The 18,099-nt window shown below is 68.2% G+C and carries 15 protein-coding genes; 8 read left to right on the top strand and 7 right to left on the bottom strand.

Annotated features, from left to right (window positions below; translation table 11 throughout):
• Nucleotides 1-16: 16 nt before the first annotated feature.
• Both ACX12F_RS00920 and ACX12F_RS00915 read right to left on the bottom strand, forming a co-directional pair.
• Complete coding sequence (locus ACX12F_RS00920) at nucleotides 17-1,846, bottom strand: phosphoenolpyruvate carboxykinase (GTP) (RefSeq protein WP_459367859.1); 1,830 nt, start codon at nucleotides 1,844-1,846, stop codon at nucleotides 17-19.
• A gap of 219 nt (nucleotides 1,847-2,065) precedes the next feature.
• Nucleotides 2,066-3,079, bottom strand: a complete 1,014-nt coding sequence (locus ACX12F_RS00915) for a hypothetical protein (RefSeq protein WP_459367858.1) — start codon at nucleotides 3,077-3,079, stop codon at nucleotides 2,066-2,068.
• An 89-nt stretch (nucleotides 3,080-3,168) separates the two neighbouring features.
• Between ACX12F_RS00915 and trmB the strand changes: the two genes are divergently transcribed.
• The 3 genes from trmB (at nucleotide 3,169) to mmpL3 (ending at nucleotide 7,774) form a co-directional block, all read left to right on the top strand.
• Nucleotides 3,169-3,981 carry a tRNA (guanosine(46)-N7)-methyltransferase TrmB gene (trmB, locus tag ACX12F_RS00910; RefSeq protein ID WP_459367857.1) on the top strand — a complete coding sequence of 271 codons (813 nt, stop codon included), beginning with the start codon at nucleotides 3,169-3,171 and terminating at the stop codon, nucleotides 3,979-3,981.
• 45 nt (nucleotides 3,982-4,026) lie between these two features.
• A complete protein-coding gene (locus ACX12F_RS00905; protein ID WP_459370571.1) occupies nucleotides 4,027-4,707 on the top strand; it encodes an NYN domain-containing protein in 681 nt (226 codons plus the stop codon).
• 97 nt (nucleotides 4,708-4,804) lie between these two features.
• On the top strand, nucleotides 4,805-7,774 hold the full coding sequence (mmpL3, locus tag ACX12F_RS00900) for a trehalose monomycolate exporter MmpL3 (protein WP_459367856.1): 2,970 nt from the start codon (nucleotides 4,805-4,807) through the stop codon (nucleotides 7,772-7,774).
• Here the strand turns inward: mmpL3 and ACX12F_RS00895 are convergent.
• Nucleotides 7,734-8,906, bottom strand: coding sequence for an AI-2E family transporter (locus tag ACX12F_RS00895; RefSeq protein ID WP_459367855.1), 1,173 nt, complete (start codon nucleotides 8,904-8,906; stop codon nucleotides 7,734-7,736). The genes mmpL3 and ACX12F_RS00895 overlap by 41 nt on opposite strands.
• 99 nt (nucleotides 8,907-9,005) lie before the next feature.
• Between ACX12F_RS00895 and ACX12F_RS00890 the strand changes: the two genes are divergently transcribed.
• Genes ACX12F_RS00890 through ACX12F_RS00880 form a run of 3 tightly spaced genes read left to right on the top strand, consistent with a single transcriptional unit; the run spans nucleotide 9,006 to nucleotide 11,737 of the window.
• Complete coding sequence (locus tag ACX12F_RS00890) at nucleotides 9,006-10,175, top strand: lysylphosphatidylglycerol synthase transmembrane domain-containing protein (protein WP_459367854.1); 1,170 nt, start codon at nucleotides 9,006-9,008, stop codon at nucleotides 10,173-10,175.
• Nucleotides 10,162-11,376 carry a M23 family metallopeptidase gene (locus tag ACX12F_RS00885; protein ID WP_459367853.1) on the top strand — a complete coding sequence of 405 codons (1,215 nt, stop codon included), beginning with the start codon at nucleotides 10,162-10,164 and terminating at the stop codon, nucleotides 11,374-11,376. The genes ACX12F_RS00890 and ACX12F_RS00885 overlap by 14 nt, the downstream gene beginning before the upstream one ends.
• Nucleotides 11,366-11,737, top strand: a complete 372-nt coding sequence (locus ACX12F_RS00880; protein ID WP_459367852.1) for a DUF3054 domain-containing protein — start codon at nucleotides 11,366-11,368, stop codon at nucleotides 11,735-11,737. The genes ACX12F_RS00885 and ACX12F_RS00880 overlap by 11 nt, the downstream gene beginning before the upstream one ends.
• A 45-nt stretch (nucleotides 11,738-11,782) precedes the next feature.
• On the opposite strand, the gene ACX12F_RS00875 is transcribed toward ACX12F_RS00880, so the two are convergent.
• Both ACX12F_RS00875 and ACX12F_RS00870 read right to left on the bottom strand, forming a co-directional pair.
• Complete coding sequence (locus tag ACX12F_RS00875; protein ID WP_459367851.1) at nucleotides 11,783-12,142, bottom strand: heme-binding protein; 360 nt, start codon at nucleotides 12,140-12,142, stop codon at nucleotides 11,783-11,785.
• Nucleotides 12,143-12,244: 102 nt separating this feature from the next.
• The gene (locus ACX12F_RS00870) at nucleotides 12,245-12,802 is read right to left on the bottom strand and encodes a hemophore (RefSeq protein WP_459367850.1); all 558 of its coding nucleotides are present in this window, start codon (nucleotides 12,800-12,802) and stop codon (nucleotides 12,245-12,247) included.
• A 412-nt stretch (nucleotides 12,803-13,214) separates the two neighbouring features.
• Between ACX12F_RS00870 and ACX12F_RS00865 the strand changes: the two genes are divergently transcribed.
• Nucleotides 13,215-16,148 (top strand): MMPL family transporter, encoded by a 2,934-nt coding sequence (locus ACX12F_RS00865; protein WP_459370570.1) that lies wholly within the window; start codon nucleotides 13,215-13,217, stop codon nucleotides 16,146-16,148.
• Nucleotides 16,145-16,684, top strand: a complete 540-nt coding sequence (locus tag ACX12F_RS00860; RefSeq protein WP_459367849.1) for a helix-turn-helix domain-containing protein — start codon at nucleotides 16,145-16,147, stop codon at nucleotides 16,682-16,684. The genes ACX12F_RS00865 and ACX12F_RS00860 overlap by 4 nt, the downstream gene beginning before the upstream one ends.
• Nucleotides 16,685-16,693: 9 nt before the next feature.
• Here the strand turns inward: ACX12F_RS00860 and ACX12F_RS00855 are convergent, their stop codons facing one another.
• On the bottom strand, nucleotides 16,694-17,383 hold the full coding sequence (locus ACX12F_RS00855) for a hypothetical protein (RefSeq protein ID WP_459367848.1): 690 nt from the start codon (nucleotides 17,381-17,383) through the stop codon (nucleotides 16,694-16,696).
• On the bottom strand, nucleotides 17,380-18,060 hold the full coding sequence (locus tag ACX12F_RS00850) for a hypothetical protein (RefSeq protein WP_459367847.1): 681 nt from the start codon (nucleotides 18,058-18,060) through the stop codon (nucleotides 17,380-17,382). Before ACX12F_RS00850 ends, ACX12F_RS00855 begins: the two co-directional genes overlap by 4 nt.
• Nucleotides 18,061-18,099 lie beyond the last annotated feature (39 nt).

The following is an 18,099-nucleotide window of genomic DNA, read 5'->3' as shown; positions in this document are numbered from 1 at the left end:
TTTGTGCGAGAGAGCCCTAGCTCTCTTCAGCCAAGCGGTGTTTGAGGGCGTCGAACTCGTCCTTGATGCCGGTCGGCAGCTTCTCGCCGACGAACTCGAACCACTCTTCGATCAGCGGCAGCTCATTGCGCCACTCGTCGACGTTGACGGCCAGCGCCTCGTCGACATCGGCGGCGTCCACGTCCAGGCCGGCCAGATCCAGGTCGGCGGCGGTCGGCACGATGCCGATCGGGGTGCTCTTGCCCTCGGCCTGGTGCTCGATGCGCTCGATGGCCCACTTCAGCACCCGGCTGTTCTCGCCGAAGCCCGGCCACAGGAAGCGGCCGTCATCGCCACGGCGGAACCAGTTGACGAAGAAGATCTTCGGCATCTTGGACTCGTCGGCGTTCTTGCCGATGTCGATCCAGTGCTGGAAGTAGTCACCGACGTGGTAGCCGAGGAACGGCAGCATGGCCATCGGGTCGCGGCGGACGGTACCGACCTTGCCCTCAGCGGCGGCGGTCTGCTCGGAACCCAGGGTGGCGCCGATGAAGACCCCGTGCTGCCAGTCGCGGGCCTGCGTGACCAGCGGCACCGTGGTCTTGCGACGGCCGCCGAACAGGATCGCCGAGATCGGCACACCCTGCGGGTCATCCCATTCCGGGGCCACCGACGGGCACTGCGAGATCGGGGTGCAGTAGCGCGAGTTCGGGTGCGCGGCCTTGGTCTCGGTCTCCCGCAGGATCCAGTCCTGGCCCTTCCAGTCGATCAGGTGCTCCGGTTCGCCCTCCAGGCCCTCCCACCAGACGTCGCCGTCGTCGGTCTTGGCGACGTTGGTGAAGACGGTGTTGCCGGCGGCGATGGTCTTCATGGCGTTCGGGTTCGACGACCAGTTGGTGCCCGGCGCGACGCCGAAGAAGCCGAACTCGGGGTTGACGGCGTACAGCCGGCCGTCCTTGCCGAACCGCATCCAGGCGATGTCGTCACCGACGGTCTCGGCGCGCCAGCCCGGGATGGTGGGCTGCAGCATCGCGAGGTTGGTCTTACCGCAGGCCGACGGGAACGCCGCGGCGATGAAGTAGGCCTTGTTCTCCGGGGAGATCAGCTTGAGGATCAGCATGTGCTCGGCGAGCCAGCCCTCGTCGTGCGCCATTGCCGAGGCGATGCGCAGCGAGTAGCACTTCTTGCCCAGCAGCGCGTTGCCGCCATAGCCCGAGCCGTAGCTCATGATCTCGCGGGTCTCGGGGAAGTGGGTGATGTACTTGGTCTCGTTGCAGGGCCACGGCACATCCTGCTGGCCGGGCTCCAGCGGCGCACCGATGGAGTGCAGCGCCTTGACGAAGAAGCCTTCGTCGCCGATCTTCTCCAGTGCCGCCGCACCCATGCGGGTCATGGTGCGCATCGAGACCACGACGTACTCCGAGTCGGTGATCTCGATACCGAGCTTGGGATCCTCGGCGTCCAGCGGGCCCATGCAGAACGGGACGACCCACATGGTGCGGCCGCGCATGCTGCCGCGGTACAGGTCGGTCATGATGGCGCGCATCTCGGCCGGGGCCATCCAGTTGTTGGTGGGGCCGGCGTCCTCTTCACGCTCCGAGCAGATGAAGGTGCGCGACTCGACACGGGCGACGTCCGACGGATCCGACAGCGCGAGATAGGAATTCGGCTGCTTTTCGTCGTTCAGCTTCTGGAAGGTGCCGGCCTGGACGAGGTGGGCGGCGAGGCGGTCGTACTCCTCGGCCGAGCCATCGGCGAACATGACCCGGTCGGGCTGAGTCAGCTCCGCAACCTCACGAACCCAGGCGAGCAGCCCGGCGTGAGTGGTTGGAGCGGCGTCGAGACCGGGAATGGTCGCTGAGGTCATCAAATTCTCCTGCTCGCAAATCGCAGCTATACCTCTTTAGAGGTTAACGTGAGTGACATACAAGTGGACAATCGGGCCGCTGTCCGATCTCTCACAAGAACGATTCAGAAAGACCGATAACCGGTCCGCGAATCCGCTGGTACCACCATCCGGGGCGCGCGACGGACGAGTTACCCGTCAGTAGCGCGGCGGGTCCGCTCGGCGCAATTCCTAAATCGCTCAATTTTTCGTTTTGTGATGTGCCGACGCCATACCTGCCTGCGCCTCCAGTAATCGGTATGCGAGTTCCTCTTCACTGGTCTGCCGCGCCGCCGCGACGGCCGTGCCGACCCACCGTTCCAGCACGGCCCGCCGATGCAGACGGGAGCGGACGGCGATGACCGCCACGGTCAGCGCCAGCCCCAGCGTCAGTCCCAGTGCCCCGCCGACCGCGTCGGGCACCCCGGTCAGCCCGGCGGCCACTCTGGCCAGCCCCATTGCCGCGCCCAGGCCGAAACCCGCGCCCAGCACGAGGCCCAACCACATCTCGTCCGGCCGCTGGGTCAGCACCGGCGCGGTGATGCCAGGCCGTGGCCACCGTTCGGAAGGCCGGGGAACGCCCAGTGCCGTTGCGGTCTGACCGCGCACGTCGTCGGCCACCGCCGCCAGCCGGTCACGGACCTCGGCCTCGAAACCCGCGGCCCCCTCCCGGGCCGACGGCACCCGGGTGAGCAGGTCGGCGCGCGCGTCACTGAACCGCCTACGGGCATCCCGGACCAGCTCCAGCCGAATCCGCTGCAGCTCCAGGCGGGACGTCACCCGCCACATGCCGGACTGGGCGAACAGCCGCAGCGAGCCGCGGCTGATGTCTGCGGCGCAGCGGCGGTGCAGGTCGTCGGTGGCGCGAAGGCCGTAGCGGCGCCAGTGCACGGCCCGCCGCAGATGTACGCCGGCGTCCATACCGCGGTCGACGACGAGGCCGTCGGCTTCCAGCACCGCTGTCGCCGCAGCGGTGACCAGGGCCGCGGTCGTATCGGATGCCAACCACCGCGATACGCGGTCGTCGTCCGATTCTGTTGCAGCCAAAGCGATTTCAGCCAGAGCCGCACGAATCGCCCGATACTGGCCGGCGGCGTCATCGGTGTCGGGACCGGAGACGGCGCGCACCAGCTCCGGCACCTCGGCCGTCAATCCCTCCAACGCAGCCGTGAAGCGCTGCCAAACGTCCCCTGACACCATGTCCCCCGATGCCATCGTCGCACCTCGGCGCGGGTGCGCCTGACGCCGATTTCAGGCAACTGTTGAGTATCAATCTGCCCCGCGATGCGGGCTCTCACAGCCAAATGAGAGACCATGGACAGATGTATGCCCAGCGCGAGGACACCGGGGCGAGCGAAGCGACGGGGGAGGACGACGCTGCCTCGTCGGCCAGCGCCCCAGCGGCCGAATCCACCGCCGCCCCCGCCCACCAGCACCGGCGCGTCACCAGCTTCCGGTCCCGCCGGTCGGCACTGTCGGCCGGTCAGCAGAGCACGTGGGACCGCCGCTGGCCTGAGCTGGGCAAAGTCGCCCGGTCCGAAGACGGCGAACCCGCCCCGCTGATCGACACCACCGCCTGGTTCGGCCGCACCGCGCCGGTCGTGTTGGAGATCGGCAGCGGCACCGGCATCTCGACGCTGGCCATGGCGCAGGAGGAACCGCACCTGGACGTCATCGCCGTCGAGGTCTACCGCAAGGGCATGGCCCAACTGCTCGGCGGCGTCGACCGGGCGGGTCTGACGAATGTGAGATTCGTCCGCGGTGACGGCGTCGACGTGCTGGAACACATGATCGCGCCGGGCACCCTGACGGCGGTCCGCGTGTTCTTCCCCGATCCCTGGCCCAAGGCCCGCCACCACAAGCGCCGGCTGCTGCAGTCCGAAACGGTGGCCTTGATCTCCAGCCGCCTGAAGCCCGGCGGCATCCTGCACGCGGCCACCGACCACGCGGACTACGCCGTGCAGATCGCCGAGGTGGGCGACGCCGAGCCAACGCTGCGCCGCACCTCAGTCGACGCAAACCTGCCGATCTCGGTGCAGCGGCCCACCACCAAATATGAGGCGCGGGGCATGCGGATGGGCAGCCCCATCACCGAGCTCATCTGGGAAAGGCTCTAGGTGACCACCACCACTGAGGCCTTTCCACAGGCCGCGCCGCAAGCCATCCCCCAGGCCAAGCCCTACCCGTCGGCCCCGCCGCCGGGTCCGCGCCCGCACCGCGTACTGCTCGTCTGGGACGCGCCGAACCTGGACATGGGCCTCGGGTCGATCCTCGGCGGCCGTCCGACGGCCGCACACCGGCCGCGATTCGACGCGCTGGGCCGCTGGCTGCTGGCCCGCACCAGCGAGATCGCGGCCAGCCGGCGGCCCGACCAGGCGCCGGTGTCCCTGGAACCCGAAGCGACCGTCTTCACCAACATTGCCCCGGGTAGCGCCGATGTCGTGCGGCCGTGGGTGGAGGCACTGCGCAACGTCGGTTTCGCGGTGTTCGCCAAGCCGAAGACGGATGACGACAGTGATGTTGATAGCGACATGCTGGCGCACATCGCGTTGCGCCGCAGCGAGGGTCTGGCCGGCATCTATGTGGCCTCGGCGGACGGCCAGGCGTTCCGTCAACCGCTGGAAGACATCGCCCACGACGGCACCCCCGCGACCGTGGTCGGATTTCGCGAACATGCCAGTTGGGCGTTAGCGTCGGATACCTTGGACTTCGTCGACCTGGAGGACATCCCTGGTGTCTTCCGGGAGCCGCTGCCGCGGATCGGCCTGGATTCGCTGCCTGATCAGGGCGCGTGGCTGCAGCCCTTCCGGCCGTTGTCCGCGCTGCTGAGCTCGCGCGTTTAGGAAAAACTACAGATGACGTGTGCGGTGGCTGAGAATGGCAACCTCTTAGAGAGTGCCTTTGAGCAATATTTTATGCAGATAATCGTGAGGAGCTGACGTGTTCGCCTGGTGGGGTCGAACGGTGTACCGATTCCGATACATAGTGATCGGCGTCATGGTCGCACTGTGCCTGGGTGGCGCCGTATACGGGTCCAGCCTGGGCGAGCATGTCACGCAGAGTGGCTTCTACAACGAAGGCAGCGAGTCCGTCGCCGCTTCGGTGCTCGGTGACGAGGTCTACGGCCGCGACCGGACCAGCCTCGTGGTGGCCATCCTGACGCCGCCCGACGACAAGAAGATCACCGACCCGGCCTGGCAGAAAAAGGTCAGCGCCGAGCTGGACACCTTCGTCAACGACAACAAGGACAAGGTCGTCGCCTGGGTCGGCTGGTTGAAGGCCCCCAGCGACGGGCTGAAGAAGATGACGACGCAGGACCTGCGACACACCTTCATCACCGTCCCGCTCAAGGGCGACAACGACGACGCGATCCTGAAGAACTATCAGGCCGTCGCCCCGGACCTGCAGAAGGTCAACGGCGGCAACATCAAGCTGGCCGGCATGGAGCCGCTGGCCAGCGAGCTGACCGGCACCATCGGCACCGACCAGAAGCGCGCCGAGCTCGCCATCGTGCCGCTCGTCGCCGTCGTGCTGTTCTTCGTCTTCGGTGGCGCCGTGGCCGCGGCGCTGCCCGCCATCATCGGTGGTCTGACCATCGGCGGCGCGCTCGGCATCCTGCGCCTCACCGCGGAATTCGGGCCCGTCCACTTCTTCGCCCAGCCCGTGGTGACGATGATGGGCTTCGGTATCGCCATCGACTACGGCCTGTTCATCGTGAGCCGGTTCCGAGAGGAGCTCGCCGAAGGCTACGACGTCGAGGCCGCGGTACGAAGATCCGTCATGACCTCGGGCCGGACCGTGGCGTTCTCCGCCGTGATCATCGTCGCGTCCTCGCTGCCGCTGCTGCTGATCCCACTGGGCTTCCTGCGGTCCATCACCTACGCGATCATCGCGTCGGTCCTGTTGGCAGCCTTCCTGTCGAACACCGTGCTGCCTGCGGTACTGGGCATCCTCGGCACCAACGTCGACGCGCTGGGAGTGCGCACCCTGCTGAAGGTGCCGTTCCTGGCCAACTGGCCGTTCTCCCGCCGAATCATCGACTGGTTCGCCGAGAAGACGCAGAAGACCAAGACCCGCGAAGAAGTCGAAAAGGGCTTCTGGGGCAAGTTGGTCAACGTCGTGATGAAACGGCCGCTGGCGTTCGCCGTGCCGATCACCGTCGGCATGATCCTGCTGGTCATCCCGCTGGGACAACTGGCCCTGGCCGGTATCAGCGAAAAGTACCTACCGCCGGACAACGCGGTCCGTACGTCGCAGGAAGAATTCGACAAGCTCTTCCCCGGCTTCCGCACCAACGCACTCACCCTCGTGGTCAAGAGCGACAACGGCCAGCCGGTCACCGATCAGCAGCTCGCCCAGGTACGGGCCAACGCAGGCACCATCAGCGGGTTCGTCACCCCCGACGACAACGACAAGTCCAAGATGTGGGCCGAGCGGACCTACCAGGATGGCGGCACCAAGAACCCGTCCGTCCGTGTGCTGTCCAACGGTCTCGTCAACAGCGGTGACGCCGCCGACAAGATCAACGAACTCCGCGCCCTGCAGGAACCGCACGGCATCAAGGTCATGGTCGGCGGTACTCCGGCGCTGGAGCAGGACAGCATCAGCACGCTGTTCGACAAGCTCCCGTTGATGGGGTTGATCCTGGTGATCACCACGACCCTGCTGATGTTCCTGGCGTTCGGTTCGCTGGTACTGCCCATCAAGGCCGCCCTGATGAGCATGCTGACCCTTGGCTCGACCATGGGCATCCTGACCTGGATGTTCGTCGAGGCCGGGCACGGTTCCGGACTGATGAACTACACGCCGCAGCCGCTGATGGCCCCGATGATCGGCCTGATCATCGCGGTGATCTGGGGTCTGTCCACCGACTACGAGGTGTTCCTGGTGTCCCGCATGGTGGAGGCCCGCGAGCGCGGCATGTCCACCGCAGAGGCCATCCGGATCGGTACTGCCACGACCGGCCGCCTGATCACCGGCGCGGCGCTGGTGCTGGCCGTCGTCGTCGGCGCGTTCGCGTTCTCCGACCTGGTGATGATGAAGTACCTGGCCTTCGGCCTGCTGATGGCGCTGCTGCTCGACGCGACCGTCATCCGGATGTTCCTGGTGCCGGCCGTGATGAAGCTGCTCGGCGACGACTGCTGGTGGGCGCCGCTGTGGATGAAGCGTATCCAGGTCAAGTTGGGTCTCGGCGAGACCGAGCTGCCCGACGAACGCAAGCGTCCCACGGTTCGCGAACCCGAGGACCCGCGCGCGCTGGTCGGGTCGGGTGCTCCGGCCCGTCCGCCGCACGATCCCACGCATCCGGCCGCCGGCCAGCGGGCCATGCCGGCCCGCATCGTCCCAGGTCAGCCGCAGCCGCCGAGCCAGGCTCCGACCAACCGCATGCCGAGCGCTCCGCCGCAGGCCCCGGCTCCGCAGGCCCCGGCCGCGCCGCCGGCTCCGTCTGCCGAGCCCGCGACCACCCGGTTCAGCGCCGCCCGGGGCGCCTTCCGCAACGTGGTGTCGAACGTGACCCGCGCCGTCACCCCGCAGAACGGAGAGCCGACGCCGCCCGCCACCGCCGTCGGTGACGCGGCGACCACCGCGTTCCGTCAGGCCGACCCCGCCACCACCGCGTTCCGTGCGCCGGGCGGTGTCGAGCGGCCCGCCGACACGGGCCATGACGGTAATCGGGAGATCGAGTCGTGGCTCGGGCAGCTGCGGGGCAACCTCAGCGCCTCGGGGCCGCAGATCCAGACCCCGTCAGACGCGCCGGGCGAGGGCAACGAGCCGACAACGGCGTTCCGCGCCCAGCCGGCCGATGCGCCGGAGGCCACCGAGAAGATCGACACCGAGCAGACCCAGCGCCGCGGTACCGGCGGCGGGGTCAGCGCTGCGGATCTGCTGCGCCGGGAGGGCCGTCTGTAGCGGGCGGCTTCCCCTCCTGCGACACCGCCGCGGCGGCGACGGAACCGGCTTCGGCGAGTAGCTCAGCTTGCTCGGCGTCCGGATCGCTGGCGACCAGCACCCGGATGGCGCTGTTGAGGAAAGCGACGATGGGTACCGCGATCAGCGCGCCGATGACGCCGGCCATGACGCCGCCACCGGCGATGGCCAGCACGACGGCAAGCGGGTGGACGGACACCGCGCGGCCCATCACGATCGGTTGCAGCACATGGGCTTCCAGTTGCTGGACCGCGATGATCAGGCCGAGCGCGATCAGCGCGTAGATCCAGCCCTTCGCGATCAGCGCCACCACCACGGCCACGAAACCGGTCAGCACGGCACCGACCAGGGGCACGAACGCGCCCAGGAACACCAGTGACGCCAGCGGGAGCGCCAGTGGCACGCCCATGATCGCCAGCCCCGTGCCGATGCCGACGGCGTCGACCATCGCCACCACGAACGTCGCGCGGACGTACCCGATGAGGGAGCCGAACCCCGCCCGGCCGGCGTCGCGCACGCGGTCCCGGACCGAGGCCGGGACGATCCTGGTGACGAATTCGTAGATGTCGCGCCCGCCGTGCAGCAGGAAGATCAGGGTGAAGAGCGTCAGCAGCAGACCGGTGATGATCTCGGTCAGGGCGCCGGCAGTGGAGAACACCCCACTGGTCAGCCTGGACTGATTGTTCTTCAGCGCGTCGATGGCGGTCTGCCCGACGCTGTTGATCTGCTCGCTGCTCAGATGCAGAATCGGGCCTTCGGTCAACCACTTGCGGGCGCCGTCGATGCTTCGGGTGACCTGCTCCACGAGCGCCGGAGCACCATCGATGAACTGGGAGACGACGAACGTCAGGATGCCGCCCATCACCACGATGGAGCTCAACAGCATGACCGCGACGGCCGCACCGCGCGCCAGTCCGCGCCGGGCCAACAAATCGACGGCGGGCAACAGGAACGCCGTCGCCAAGGTGGCCAGCAGCACCGGTACGACGATAACTTCGAGCTTGGTCACCACCCACAACGCGGCGAGCACTGCACCGAAGATCGCCAGCAATCGCCATGACCAGGCCGCGGCCTTGCGTACCACCGGATCGACCGCTTCGTGGGCATGCGACATGGGCGCCAGCGTAGCGCCGACGGACGACGCCACGAGGTTGTTGCATGATGCTTACCGCACACGGCGAGCCGCCCGCGACACGCCGGATACGCTAAGCGCGTGTCGAACGAGGCTGTGCCGGGCCCAATGACGGCTCGCCGCCGCGGCCCGTGGCTGACTTGCCGGCGCGGTGAGGCCCGCCCGCAGCCGGTTCGGGTGCGCGGCAAGTACTGGTGGCTGCGCTGGGTGCTGATCGGCATCGCCCTCACCGTGCTGACCATCGAGGTCGTGATGGTGTGGGAGCAGCTGGCCAAGGCGTGGCTCAGCCTGCTGTCGGCGACGTGGTGGTGGGTTGCCGCGGCGGCCGTCGCGGCGCTGGCCTCCATGCACAGCTTCGCGCAGATTCAGCGCACCCTGCTCCGGTCGGCCGGCGTGCAGGTCAAGCAGTGGCGGTCCGAGGCAGCGTTCTACGCCGGCAACGCACTGTCCACCACGCTGCCCGGCGGCCCGGTGCTCTCGGCCACCTTCGTGTACCGCCAGCAGCGGCTGTGGGGCGCCTCGCCATTGGTGGCGTCATGGCAGCTGGTGATGTCCGGGGCGCTGCAGGTGGTCGGGCTCGCCCTGCTGGGGCTGGGCGGCGCGGTCCTGCTCGGCGCGAGCAAGAACCCCCTGTCGCTGATCTTCACCATCGGCGGTTTCGCGGTGCTGCTGGTGCTGGCCCAGACCGTCGCGGCCAACCCACAGCAGATGGACGGCATCGGGGTCCGGTTGCTGTCCTGGTTCAACTCGTTGCGCGGCAAGCCGGCCGACACCGGGCTGGACGGCTGGCGCCGCACCCTGGGGCAGCTGGAGTCGGTCAGCCTGAGCCGACGGACGCTGACGGTCGCGTTCAGCTGGTCGCTGTTCAACTGGGTCGCCGACGTCGCGTGTCTGGCCTGCGCGGCCTACGCCACGGGCGGGCATCCGTCGCTGGCGGGCCTGACCGTCGCGTACGCCGCCGCCCGCGCGGTCGGAGCCATTCCGCTCATGCCGGGCGGGCTGCTGGTGGTCGAGGCGGTGCTGGTGCCCGGCCTGGTGTCCAGCGGTATGACGCTCGCGGCCGCCATCTCGACCATGCTGATCTATCGCCTGGTCAGCTGGATCTTCATCTCGGCGATCGGCTGGGTGGTGTTCTTCATCCTGTTCCGCACCGAGAAGGACTTCGATCCGGACACCACCGGTACCTCTGCCAGCGCCACGGACATCCGCAGTTCGGCACCCGACCAAGAGACGCCGCATGACATCGGCTAGCCGGCTGGCGGCGGCGCTCGTCCTCACCGCTGCCCTGACGTCGTGCACGCCGGCACCGAAATCGGTTCAACCGTCCTCTCCCCCAACTAGTTCCACTGGTTCCGCGGAACCGATCGTCACGCCTGTGTTGGCCGACGTCGTCGCCGCACCCGTCCCGGTTCCGGCCACCGACGGCCGTGTCCACCTCGCGTACGAGCTGCTGCTCACCAACACCTCGCCCGAGCCGGTGACGGTGGACTCGGTCGCCGTCATGGGTCCGGCCGGGCCGCTGTTGCAACTGTCCGGCGCCGGTCTCGTCTACTGGACCCGGACCATGGGCACCCGGATCAGCACCAACGATCTGGGCCCCGGGCAGCGGTCCATCGTGTGGCTGGACGTCAGCCTGGCCGCGGGAAGCACCGTGCCCCAGCAGCTTTCACACCGCGTGGTGGTCAAGGTACCCAAACCGATGCCGCCGCTCGTGCCGCCGGTGGTGACCGAGAACGTCGCGCCGGTGACGGTCTCCGACCACAAGCCCGTCGTACTCGAACCGCCGCTGCGCGGCCCCGGCTGGCTCGACGGCAACAGCTGCTGCGACATGACGCCGCACCGCATGGCCCTCAACCCCATCGATGGAAAGCTCTGGGCCGCAGAGCGATACGCCATCGACTACGAGCAGCTACAGCCAGACGGGCGGCTGTTCACCGGCGACGGCGCGAAGGACACCAGTTACGCCTACTTCGGGGCCGACGTGCACGCGGTGGCCCCGGGCCCCGTAGTGGCGGTACTCGACGGGCTGCCGGAACAGGTGCCCGGCCAGAATCCGACGGGCCTGACACTGGCCCAATACGGCGGCAATCACGTCGTGCAGGACATCGGGAACGGCAACTACGCGTTCTACGCGCATCTGCAGACCGGGAGTGTCAAGGTCAAGCCGGGCGATCAGCTGAACACCGGCCAGGTGCTCGGACGCGTTGGCAATACCGGCAATTCGACCGGGCCGCATCTACATTTCCACGTGATGAGCACACCGGATCCCTTGCGCTCCGACGGCCTGCCGTTCGTCTACCGCTCGTTCAAGCTCACTGGACGCCTGATCAGCATGGCGGCCGGTGACGCCCTGGAGACCGGCGCCCCCGCCCGGCTGGACCCCGGCTTCACCCCCCGAGACGAAAACAATGTCAGCCCACTGAATCTGGACGTGATGACCTATGACAACTGAGCAGACCACGGGAACCCGCAGCGCCGCACTGGCTTTCCTCGCCGACGTGGTGTGCGTGGTGATCTTCTGCACCATCGGCCGGCGCAGCCACGCCGAAGGCATCACGCTCACGGGCGTGGCGCACACCAGCTGGCCGTTCCTGACCGGGACCGTGGCGGGCTGGGCGCTGTCGCGGGGCTGGCGCCGCCCGACGGCGCTGAACCCGACCGGATTGACGGTCTGGGTCAGCACCGTCGTGATCGGCATGCTGCTGCGCAAGGCCTCGGCTCAGGGCGTCGCGGTCAGCTTTGTGATCGTCGCGTCGACCGTCACGGCCATCCTGCTGCTGGGCTGGCGCGGCGCAGCTCGCCTCTTCAAGTGATTTGTGCACGATCATCCGCGGCCGCCGCGGATGATCGTGCACAGATCACTTACGGATGCCGCAGCGGTCGCGGATGTCCTTCAGCGGCTGCCGGATACCCTGCAGCTCGGCCTTGGTCTGCGGGTTATCGATCAGGTACTGCTTCACCTTGGCGTGCGCCTGATCCCTCGACAGGCCGCGGAGGCTACTGAAGAAGTCGTTCACATCCGGGTGGGTGAACAGGTAGGCGGAGGTCGAGGCGTCGACGCCCGCGCGGACGCCGGCCAGGTCCGCGGCGGTGCAGTTGGGCGGTGCGTCGTCGGCGAGAGCCGACGGGACGGCACCGAAAAGCATGCTGCCGGCGACCGCGCCGGCGCCGATGAAGCCGGCAACAGCGCGTCGCTTAGCCAGAGCGGTGAGCATCATGTGGTCAAACCCCTTCGTCGAGAACCCCGGTAGCGGAACCCCACGGGGCTACCGGCCCCTCAAAGATAAGCAGAAAGAGCTGATAACCGCCTGGCGTTGCGCTCAGCGCGCGGCCGGTTGCGTCGCCGCTACGGCCTGCGCCGCCGGTATGGACCCCGTCGCCGTCGTCACGCCGGGCAGGCTGGGCGTGAACGGCGCACTTCCAGGCGCGCTGCCGGGCACGCTCGGCATCGCGGGCAGCGCGGCCGGCAGACCGCTGCCCTGCTGCGCCGACTGCATCAGCCCCATCAGCTGCGGCAGCGTCAACGGCAGCTTGCACTGCGAGGACAGCGTCACCAGTGGCGCCTGCAAGTTCTGCAGCGCGGCGCCCTCCTGCGGGTTGGCGTCGAAGTACGTCTTGAGCGCTGCCAACGACTGCGGGCCGGGCTGCTGCTGCGAGATGGTCGTCAAGGTTTGGTTCGCCTTCGGGTGCGCATCCAGATACGTGCCGGTCGACGTGGCCACCATGCCGATGGTCTTGGCGACCTGGCTGGCGGCGCACGGATCCTGGCCCGCACCCGCCGACGGGGCGCCGAACGACGTCACCACGACACCGCCGAGCGCAGTTACAGCGAATACCCCGGCAAGCCCGCGGCGGGCCGTCACGATGGTCGTTTTCATGGCACAACTCCTCACGGTTTACCGGCCACCGACGGCCGCGTAAACACTCGGCAAACACTGATTTCCCGGGACAGCACCGCACGACGTGCCGGACCTCATCCGGGATTCGGCTCTTGCCATCTTGCCATCGCCGCCGGGCCGGCGCCCAATCTACACAGCAAACATCCAGGTCAACGACCAGTTGCTGCCAGCCCCGCAAACCCACGAACCGCCGTCGACGGGGTTGCTGGCCGCCCCGGCCGCCGCCCGGTTGCAGTTGGGTCAAGGTTCCGCCCCCGGCGCCCCAACGGCGCTCGCGGGCCGGTCACCCTACCCCATACTGAGGTAGGGTCGGCGGCACGCAACGCCGATCAAAAAGACTCCGGTGGCAACCGGGACGACCGCAGGAAGAGGGTTCGCCATCCAGCAGTTGATGATGCGGCTGAGCGCTCTGCTTCGGCGTTGGCGCTGGGCGGTTTTCGCCACCTGGCTGCTGCTCATGGTGCCATCTCTATATCTCGCGGCGACTCAGTCCAGCAACCTCAGCGGCGGCGGGTTCGACGTCGCCGGTTCCCAGTCTCTGCACGTCCAGTACGAGCTCGAGGACCACTTCCCCGACGAGGGCGCCTCACCGCTGGCCTTGGTCGCGGCCCCGACCGCGGGCGCGTCGCAGGAAGACATGACGGCGGCGGTCGACGAGCTGAGACGCATCGCGGCAGGCGTCTCCAACGTCAAGGTCGTGCCCGACCCCACGCAGGCCGAGCCGCAGGCCGGCAAACCCTACGTCGTGACGCTGCGCCTCGACTTCAACAACAGCGGCGCCGTCGACATCGCCAAGAAACTGCGCAAGGCCGTCGGCATCGAAGGCGGCAAAGCCGGCCAGACGGCGGACGGCAAGGTCCGGCTGTACGTCATCGGTCAGGGCGCACTCGGTGCGGCTGCCAGCGAGACCACCAAGCACGACGTCGCCGAAGCCGAGAAGTGGAACCTGCCGATCGTCCTGATCGTGCTGCTGGCGGTGTTCGGGTCGCTCGCGGCCGCGGCCATGCCGATGATGCTCGGCGTGTGCACGGTGATCGTGACGATGGGGGTGGTCTACCTCCTGTCCATCTGGGTCACCATGAGCGTCTTCGTGACGACGACGCTCTCGATGTTCGGCATCGCACTGGCCGTCGACTATTCGCTGTTCATCCTCATGCGTTTCCGCGAGGAACTACGGGCCGGCCGCGACCCGGAACAGGCCGTCGACGCGTCGATGGCGACCTCGGGCCTGGCGGTGCTGCTGTCCGGGCTGACAGTGATCGCCTCGATCACCGGCATCTATCTGATCGGCACACCGGTGCTGTCGTCCATGGCCACCGGCGCCATCCTGGCCGTGGCCGTCGCGGTACTGACCTCGACAACCCTGATCCCGGCAGTGCTGGCTACGTTCGGCAAGCGCGTCGCCAAACGCTCGTCGTGGCTGCACGTCACGCGCCGCCCCGACGCCACGCAGTCCCCGTTCTGGACGCAATGGACCGAACGCACCATGCGGCGCCCGTGGCTGTCGGCGCTGCTGGCCGCCGTCTTCCTGATCGCCCTGGCGGCACCCTCGTTCGGCATGCAGCTGGGCAACAGCATGCTGCGTCAGTTCCAGCCGTCCCACGAAATCCGGACCGGGGTGGCCGCCGCCGCGGAAGCGTTGGGCCCCGGCGCACTCGGACCGATCCGGGTGCTGGTGACGTTCCCCGAAGCGACGGCGTCCGACCCGCAGAACACCGCGACGCTCGACGCCCTGCACCAGACCATGACGCAGGCGCCGGACGTGTCCCAGGTGGCCCCGCCGGTGTTCAGCAACGACAACCGCAGCGCCCTGTTCTCGATCGTCCTGCGGGTCGACCCCGAGGACCTCGTCGCGCGTGACTCCATCACCTGGCTACGACAACACCTACCGAACGTCGCCGGCCCCAACATCGCGATCGCGGTGGGCGGGCCCACGGCGCTGATCATGGACTTCGACCACCGCGTCGCCGACACCGAGGTCCTGGTGTTCGTCTTCGTGTCGCTGATCGCGTTCGTGATGCTGCTGATCTCGATCCGCTCGGTCGTGCTGGCGATCAAGGGCGTCCTGATGACCGTGCTGTCGGTGGCGGCGGCCTACGGCAGCCTGGTGATCGTCTTCGAGTGGGGCTGGTTCCAGGCGCTCGGGTTCAAGCCCCTGGAATCACTGGACACCACCATTCCGCCGCTGGTGCTGGCGATGACGTTCGGCTTGTCCATGGACTACGAGATCTTCCTGCTGACGCGCATCCGGGAACGGTTCCTGCAGACCGGCAACACCCGCGACGCCGTCGCCTATGGCGTCAGCACCAGCGCCCGCACCATCACCAGCGCCGCGCTGATCATGATCGCCGTGTTCATCGGGTTCGCGTTCGCCGGCATGCCGCTGGTGGCCCAGATGGGTGTGGCGTGCGCCGTCGCCATCGCGGTCGACGCGACGGTGGTGCGGCTGGTCCTGGTGCCCGCACTGATGGCGATGTTCGACCAGTGGAACTGGTGGCTGCCCAAGTGGCTGGACCGTCTGCTGCCGTCGGTGGACTTCGAGAAGCCGCTGCCCGCCACCGATACCGGCAGCCTGGTCATCATCCCCGACGACATCTCCGCACTGGGCCCCTCGGGCGCCGAACTGCGCAGCGTCGTCAAGTCGGCCGCCAAGCTGAAAAGCCTTGCCGCACAGACGGTTACGGTTCCCGACCCGCTGGCCTTCAGCGGCTGCAGCGGCGCCGACGCCGACGCCGACGAGCAGCAGTACGTGCCACGGGCCGTGCCACGGCGCATCGCGGCGGCCCCGCCGCCGAAAGACCCGTCGCGCACCGGGCTGGCGCTGCTGCGGCGGCGCGCGCACGGCCAGTCCCGGTCGGCATCGGACAACCCCGACGTGCACCCGGTCACCATGTGGGGCGGACGGCTGTCGGTTGCCCTCGACGCCCTGTCGCTCAGCGAGACCGACGGCCCGGCCATCGAGCGCCGCAGCCCGGTGGAAACCACGACGGTGCTGCTGCCCACCGGCGACCGGCTGGAAATCCCGACGGGCGCCGAAACGCTGCGGCTCAAGGGCTACCTGATCATGTCCCGGGGCAGCGCCCAGGACTACGCCGACTTCGTCGACATGGTGTCCTGCATGGACATCCGGACCGCGGCCGCGGTTCTAGCCGGTATTGACGGGTATTACTGTGGGGAACGGTCGAAGAACCAGTGGGTGGCCACCCAGTTGGTCCGCAGGTTGGCCGACCCGCACCCGTTCGACGACCAGGAAACTGCAGATTGGCCCGAAGTCAAGCAGCGTTGTTTGGCGGTGGCGGTGGCCATGTTGGAGGAGGCGAGGTGACGTTGACATCCGAAGTGAGGGACACCCCTTCTGGTGCCGACGACTCCGGTGACGCCACCGTAGCCGGCAGCAACGGGGCACCCACCGTCGCGTTTCCGGCGCAGGCTCCCGGCGAGAAGCCCGTCGAGTTCTGGTCGACGTCAGCCATCCGCGCCGCGTTGGAGAACGACGATCTGGCGGTGTGGCAGCGCATCGTCGTGGCCATCAAGCGGGACCCCTTCGGCCGCACGGCCCGCCAGGTCGAGGAGATTCTCGCGACCACCAATCCGTACGGCATCTCCAAGGCACTGTCCGAGGTGCTGGCCCGCGCCCGCACCCAGCTCGAGGCCAACGAATGCGCCGAGGTGGCCCGCCAGATCCGGCTGCTGATGGAGCGCTCCGGCCTCAGTGAGACCGAGTTCGCGTCCCGCATCGGGGTTGGTACCCAAGAACTTTCGACGTACGTGGCCGGTACCACCAGCCCGTCGGCCGCGCTGCTGGTGCGCATGCGGCGGCTCTCGGACCGGTTCGCCCGGATGCGTTCCGCCCGCTCCTGAAGAAGCGCCCTAACGCGACGCGAGCGGGGTCACGTCCATGACCAGCCAGCGTCCGTCCTGCTTGGTCAGCGTGACCCGCAGGCCCAGCACCGTCGCCTGCTGAGGTTTGTTGGGGATGTTCTGCGTGGCCCGCATGACCACCGCGACACTGGCGAAGTTCGGGCCGATGGTCTCGATGCCGGCCGAGATGGTGCTGGCCTGCCCGGCCACCCCACGGCTGGTCAGATCCTTGGCGACCGCGTTGAACTCGTTGCGGTAGGCCTCCGCGCGCTGCGGCGCCATCAACGACGTGGCCCGGTCGATCGACACGTTCGGTGCGCCGGGCGTGAACGTTGCCGACGCTTCCGCGACGCTGCTGGCGATGCCGACCACCGTGGACATGTCGTGGTCGGTGGTGCGATCCGGCAACGTCCACTTGGTGTAGCCCACGATCGCGGCCGCAGCCACGGCGACCGTCGTCAGCCCCACGACCGCGAACCGCAACCTGGGCGCGTCGTCGTCGGTGCCCATGGTGACGCCGTCGCGGCGGAACAGCACGAAGTTCACCACCGCCGCCTGCAGCACCAGCAGCCCGAGAATGGTGCCCACCACGACCCACCACAGCGGCCGATCCAGGGCCAGCCCGATATAGACCAGGCTCGCCAGCACCGCGAGCGGCGCCAGGATGTCAAAGAACAGGACGCGCCACGCGTTCCTCATCGCAGCGACTCCAATCGCGAGATCAGCATCTTGCCGCCGACGTCGGACACCCCGAGTCGCAGCCGCCAGCGCACGGTTGTCGGCTTGGCGCCGGCGTTCTGGCTCACGGACGTCGCGATCACCAGCACCGTCGTCGTGTCCGAGGAGATGGCCGCCAGCTCCGGCTGGACCGGTGGTTTGCCCTGCTCCCCCGGCGGGGTGTGATGCAGCGTCTCCAGCGCGACGGACTCGATCTGCCCGCTGGTCCGGCTCTGCAGCTTCTGAACCAGCTGGGTGAAGGGTGCGACCGTGGCATCGAAGTCGGCGTTCAGCTGGCCGACCGTGCCCTCGTGCAGCTTCGGCACGTTGACCGTGACGTTGTCCTTGGTCATGTTGATCAGCAGGCCGGCCCACTCGGCGGCGGCTTTCATCGCCTGCGCCTCGTGCGCGCGCTCCGCGTCGTCGGCGCGGTGGCCCAGCCAGACCCAGGTCGCCACGACGACCGCGACCACGGCGACCACGCCCAGCGCCGCCGAGGCGATGCCGCAGGGGCTGAAGATTCGATCAGCCTGATCGCTCAGTGCACTGGCCGTGGCGGCGGGCTTCACATCGGGCTTGGCAGCACCGGCCGCGCCGGTCGTTGCGGTGTCTTTCGCCGTGTCTTCTTCGGCAGACTCTTCGCTGCGCTCGTCGGGCATGGGCGTGAGGCTACCCGCAGCGCCCACCGACACTGCAGC

This window comes from Mycolicibacterium sp. HS_4_1, assembly GCF_054515875.1.
Note: the sequence above shows the minus strand (reverse complement) of the source record. Positions and strands in the feature narration are given on the sequence as shown.